Below are 4,399 nucleotides of genomic sequence, written 5' to 3'. Positions count from 1 at the left end.
GGAGGATCGGAATGCGCAACAACGACATGGCAGTAGTGGTCCGCGGGATTCACAAGGCGTTCGGCACGGTAGTGGCCCTCGATGACGTCAGTTTCGAAGTGGGCCGCGGCGAAGTGATCGGGCTGCTCGGTCCCAACGGAGCCGGCAAGACCACCATGGTGGACATCTTGTCGACGCTGACCCGGCCGGATGGCGGCTCGGCGACCGTCGCCGGCCACGACGTCGTTTCCGATCCGGCCGGCGTGCGCCGCTCGATCATGGTCACCGGACAGCAGGTGGCCGTCGACGACGCGCTGACCGGTGAGCAGAACCTGGTGTTGTTCGGTCGCCTATACGGGCTGAGCAAGTCCGCGGCACGTCGCAGGTCGCAGGAACTGCTCGAGCAATTTGGGCTCATGCACGCCGCGAAGCGGCGGGTGAGCACCTATTCGGGCGGGATGCGTCGGCGCATAGACATCGCGTGCGGATTGGTGGTTCAGCCGCAAGTGGCTTTCCTCGACGAGCCCACCACAGGGCTGGACCCCAGAAGCCGGCAAGCTATTTGGGACCTGGTGGCCAGCTTCAAGAAGCTCGGTGTCGCCACCTTGTTGACGACGCAGTATCTCGAGGAGGCCGACGCGCTCAGCGACCGGATCATTTTGATCGACCACGGCACGATCATCGCGGAGGGCACCGCGAATGAGCTCAAGCACCGTGCCGGCGACATATTCTGCGAAATCGTGCCGCGAGACCTCAAGGACCTGAACGCTATCGTCGCTGCGCTCGGTTCACTGTTGCCCGAGCAGAGCAGGGCCATTCTGACACCCGAGTCGGACCGGATCACCATGCCGGCACCAGGCGGCACCCACACCTTGATCGAGGCCGCGCGCCGGATCGACGAGGCGAACATCGAGCTGGCCGACATCGCGCTACGCCGGCCGTCGCTCGATGACGTATTCCTTTCCATGACAACCGATCCCAGCGAGTCGCTGAGTCATCTGGCTTCGGCGGGCATGCGATGAGCGCCGCGGCCACAGTTCCAACCCCAGCGCCGACCGTCTTGGGGTTCAGCCCGACCGTGGAGAAGCTAAACCAGTCGACGCTTAGGCAATGGCGGGTGCTGATCAGCCGCTTGTTCTTGCGCACGAGCATCGGCGAGCTATTCACCACCGCCGGCGCGCCGGTGGTTTTCATGGTGGGCTTCTATATACCCTTCGCCATACCGTGGAACCACTTCGTCGGGGGTGCAAGCTCCGGCGTCGCCAGTAACCTAGGGCAATACATCACGCCATTGGTCACACTGCAGGCCATCTCGTTCGCCGCCATCGGGTCGGGCTTCCGGGCGGCAACCGACTCGCTGCTGGGTGTCAATAGACGGTTTAGCTCGATGCCGATCGCCCCGGTGACGCCGGTGCTTGCCCGCGCGACGGTCTCGGTGTACCGGTGCTCGATCGGTTTGGCGGTATCGCTGGTGTGCGGCTACGTGATCGGATTCCGGTTCCACCGCGGGGCCCTCTATATCGTCGGCTTTTGCGTATTGGTGCTGGCGATCGGGGCCGTGCTGTCGTTCGGCGCTGACCTGCTTGGCACCGTTACCAAGAACCCCGACGCCATGCTGCCCCTGCTGACCTTGCCCATTTTGATCTTCGGATTATTGTCGGTCGGCCTCATGCCGTTGCGGCTGTTTCCCCGGTGGATCCACCCGTTTGTCCGCAACCAACCGATCTCCCAATTCGTTGAGGCGATGCGGGCGCTGGCCGGTGATACCACCAAGAGAGTCTTACCGGTGACATGGCCTGTCATGGCGCCGACGTTGGCGTGGATCGTCGGTTTCACGCTGTTCTTGGTGCCCATGTCCGTCGTCGTTTTGTCCAGGCGGCGATGATGCCCATAACAACTCAGGACGTCGGGCTCGCGCCGGCGCGCTCGCAGGACCCGGAGAACTCTGTTCGCCTGCTCATTGGGCAAACTCTGTTGCAGACCAAACGGTTACTCATTCGGTGGGCCCGTGACTATGTCACCGTCGTCGGAGCGATCGTGTTGCCGATTCTGTTCATGGTGGTGTTGAACATCGTGCTCGGTAACCTGGCTTACGCGGTGACCCACGACAGCGGGCTCTACAGCATTGTTCCGCTCATTGCGATCGGTGCCGCGATCACCGGCTCAACATTCGTCGCGATAGACCTGATGCGCGAGCGCTCCATGGGCTTGCTTTCCCGATTGTGGGTGCTGCCGGTGCACCGGGCATCGGGCCTGATCGCTCGAATTCTGGCAAACGCGATCCGGACTCTGTTCACCACACTCGTGATGCTGGGCACGGGCGTTGTCTTGGGTTTCCGGTTTCGGCAGGGCGTGATCCCAAGCCTCATGTGGGTGAGTGTCCCGGTGATACTTGGCATCGCAATCGCCGCCATCGTCACCACTGTCGCGCTCTACACCGCGCAGACAGTAGTGGTTGAAGGCGTCGAGCTGGTCCAAGCAATCGCCATTTTCTTCTCCACCGGTCTGGTACCGCTCAATTCATATCCAAGCTGGATTCAGCCGGTCGTCGCCCATCAGCCAGTGAGCTTTGCCATCGCGGCGATGCGCGGATATGCGATGGGCGGTCCGGTCCTATCTCCAATGATCGGGATGCTGTTGTGGACCATAGGCATTTGCGTCGCATGCGCGGTACCCATGGCCATCGGCTATCGACGGGCCAGCACGCACTGACCGAGCATGCGCTGGCCGGCATGCAATGACCAGTAGGGGGTCTCGAGGTGTTTTCCGGATCCGTGATTCGAAAGCTGTCACACAGTGAGGAAATCTTCGCGCAATACGAAGTTTTCACTTCGATGACAATCCAGCTGCGCGGCGCTGTCGATGTCGACGCGCTGTCGGATGCTTTCGATGCCCTCCTCGAGGCCCACCCGGTCTTGGCGGGCCACCTCGAGCCAAGTCCCGATGGCGGTTGGAATCTGGTTGCCGACGACATGCTGCACTCCGGGATCTGTGTAGTCGACGGCACCAACGGGGCGTCTTCGAGAGACTCGCAAGTCCGGCTCGACCAGAGCGTGTCCTTGATGGATTCGCGGCTGACGCTCAACGAGGGCGGGGCCGAGCTGACGCTATATGTCCATCACAGCATGGCCGACGGTCACCACGGGGCCGCTCTCGTCGACGAGCTGTTCTCCCGGTACACCGACGCGGTAACGACTGGTGATCCGGGTCCGATAATCCCGCAGTCCGCGCCGCTGCCCATGGAGATCCTGCTCGAACAGCGGGGCGTCAAGAAGCAGGGGCTATCGGGAGCCGAGCGTTTCATGCCGGTGATGTTCGCCTATGAGCTCCCTGACACCACCAAGGCGGCTGTCGTCGCCGATCCTGGATCGCCCCAAGCTGTTCCAGTCACCAGGCTGCTGCTCTCCAAGCTCGAGACGTCGGACCTGGTGGCGTTCGGCCGTGAGCATCGACTCAGTATCAACGCCGTGGTCGCGGCGGCGATCCTGCTGACCGAGTGGCAACTCCGCAATACGCCGCACGTACCGATTCCCTACGTCTACCCCGTCGACTTACGGTATCTTCTTGCGCCGCCGGTGGCTCCGACCGAAAGCACCAACCTGCTCGGGGCGGCCTCCTACCTTGCAGAGATCAGGCCGGATACCGACATCGTAGATCTCGCAAGCGATATCGTTGCCACCCTGCGCGCTGATTTGGCCAATGGTGTGATCCAGCAGTCGGGGCTCCACTTCGGCACAGCATTCGAAGGGACTCCGGCCGGGCTGCCGCCACTTGTCTTCTGCACTGACGCCACCGCGTTCCCAACCATGCGCACACCGCCGGGTCTTGAGCTGAAAGACATTCGGGGCCAGTTCTATTGCTCCATTAGCGTGCCTCTCGATCTGTATTCCTGTGGCGTCTACGATGGGCAACTGATCATCGAGCATCATGGGCACCTAGCGGAACCGGAAAAGTCCCTCGAGATGATACGTTCCATGCTGTGCACTGTTCCCTCCGAGTATGGCTGGGTCATGGAATAACCGGATGTCAACCGCTGCAGAGCAATTCGCCAACCAGGCTGGGGGCTGGCATCGCGTGGGTGATGCGGGTAGCGCCGGCGTTGCCGGATAACCGGTTTGCCGACCACGTCGGTTCAGCGCTTGATCTGCTTCATTGGGCCAGTCCGAGGATTTGTCGACCAACTCTTTGCCAGTCGGACACAGGAGATCGGCGGACGCGGTGATGCTGCCGGCGGCGATGGTGTCGAGCTGAGTGAGGAGGAGACGGTCGTCGCGAAGATCATTGCGGCCCACTTTCTGTCAACGGCGGCCGGCAAACACCCGATGGACGGACCGATCGAGTCGATCCGCCCCGGCGTACCTCGTCGGGCTGGAGGAGGTGTTCTCCGACCACCACGGCTCCACCGGCGAATGGATGCCCT

General features: G+C 62.2%; 4 protein-coding genes. All 4 read left to right on the top strand.

Annotated elements, in window-relative coordinates; all coding sequences use genetic code 11:
• The first annotated feature begins 11 nt into the window (after window positions 1–11).
• Genes EET10_RS09055 through EET10_RS09040 form a run of 4 tightly spaced genes read left to right on the top strand, consistent with a single transcriptional unit; the run spans window position 12 to window position 3,998 of the window.
• Window positions 12–1,001 (top strand): ATP-binding cassette domain-containing protein, encoded by a 990-nt coding sequence (locus EET10_RS09055; RefSeq protein ID WP_036405969.1) that lies wholly within the window; start codon window positions 12–14, stop codon window positions 999–1,001.
• The gene (locus EET10_RS09050) at window positions 998–1,864 is read left to right on the top strand and encodes an ABC-2 transporter permease (RefSeq protein WP_063468088.1); all 867 of its coding nucleotides are present in this window, start codon (window positions 998–1,000) and stop codon (window positions 1,862–1,864) included. The genes EET10_RS09055 and EET10_RS09050 overlap by 4 nt, the downstream gene beginning before the upstream one ends.
• On the top strand, window positions 1,861–2,691 hold the full coding sequence (locus EET10_RS09045; RefSeq protein WP_063468089.1) for an ABC transporter permease: 831 nt from the start codon (window positions 1,861–1,863) through the stop codon (window positions 2,689–2,691). Before EET10_RS09050 ends, EET10_RS09045 begins: the two co-directional genes overlap by 4 nt.
• 47 nt (window positions 2,692–2,738) lie before the next feature.
• Window positions 2,739–3,998, top strand: coding sequence for a phthiocerol/phthiodiolone dimycocerosyl transferase (locus EET10_RS09040; protein WP_099188191.1), 1,260 nt, complete (start codon window positions 2,739–2,741; stop codon window positions 3,996–3,998).
• The last annotated feature ends 401 nt before the right edge of the window (window positions 3,999–4,399 follow it).

Origin of the sequence: Mycobacterium pseudokansasii (genome assembly GCF_900566075.1) — a bacterium.
Lineage (GTDB): Bacteria > Actinomycetota > Actinomycetes > Mycobacteriales > Mycobacteriaceae > Mycobacterium > Mycobacterium pseudokansasii.
Note: the sequence above shows the minus strand (reverse complement) of the source record. Positions and strands in the feature narration are given on the sequence as shown.

Excerpts from the sequence above, each read along its gene's own strand:
- EET10_RS09055 (WP_036405969.1), top strand. The coding sequence starts at position 12 with ATGCGCAACAACGACATGGCAGTAGTGGTCCGCGGGATTCACAAGGCG.
- EET10_RS09050 (WP_063468088.1), top strand. The coding sequence starts at position 998 with ATGAGCGCCGCGGCCACAGTTCCAACCCCAGCGCCGACCGTCTTGGGG.
- EET10_RS09045 (WP_063468089.1), top strand. The coding sequence starts at position 1,861 with ATGATGCCCATAACAACTCAGGACGTCGGGCTCGCGCCGGCGCGCTCG.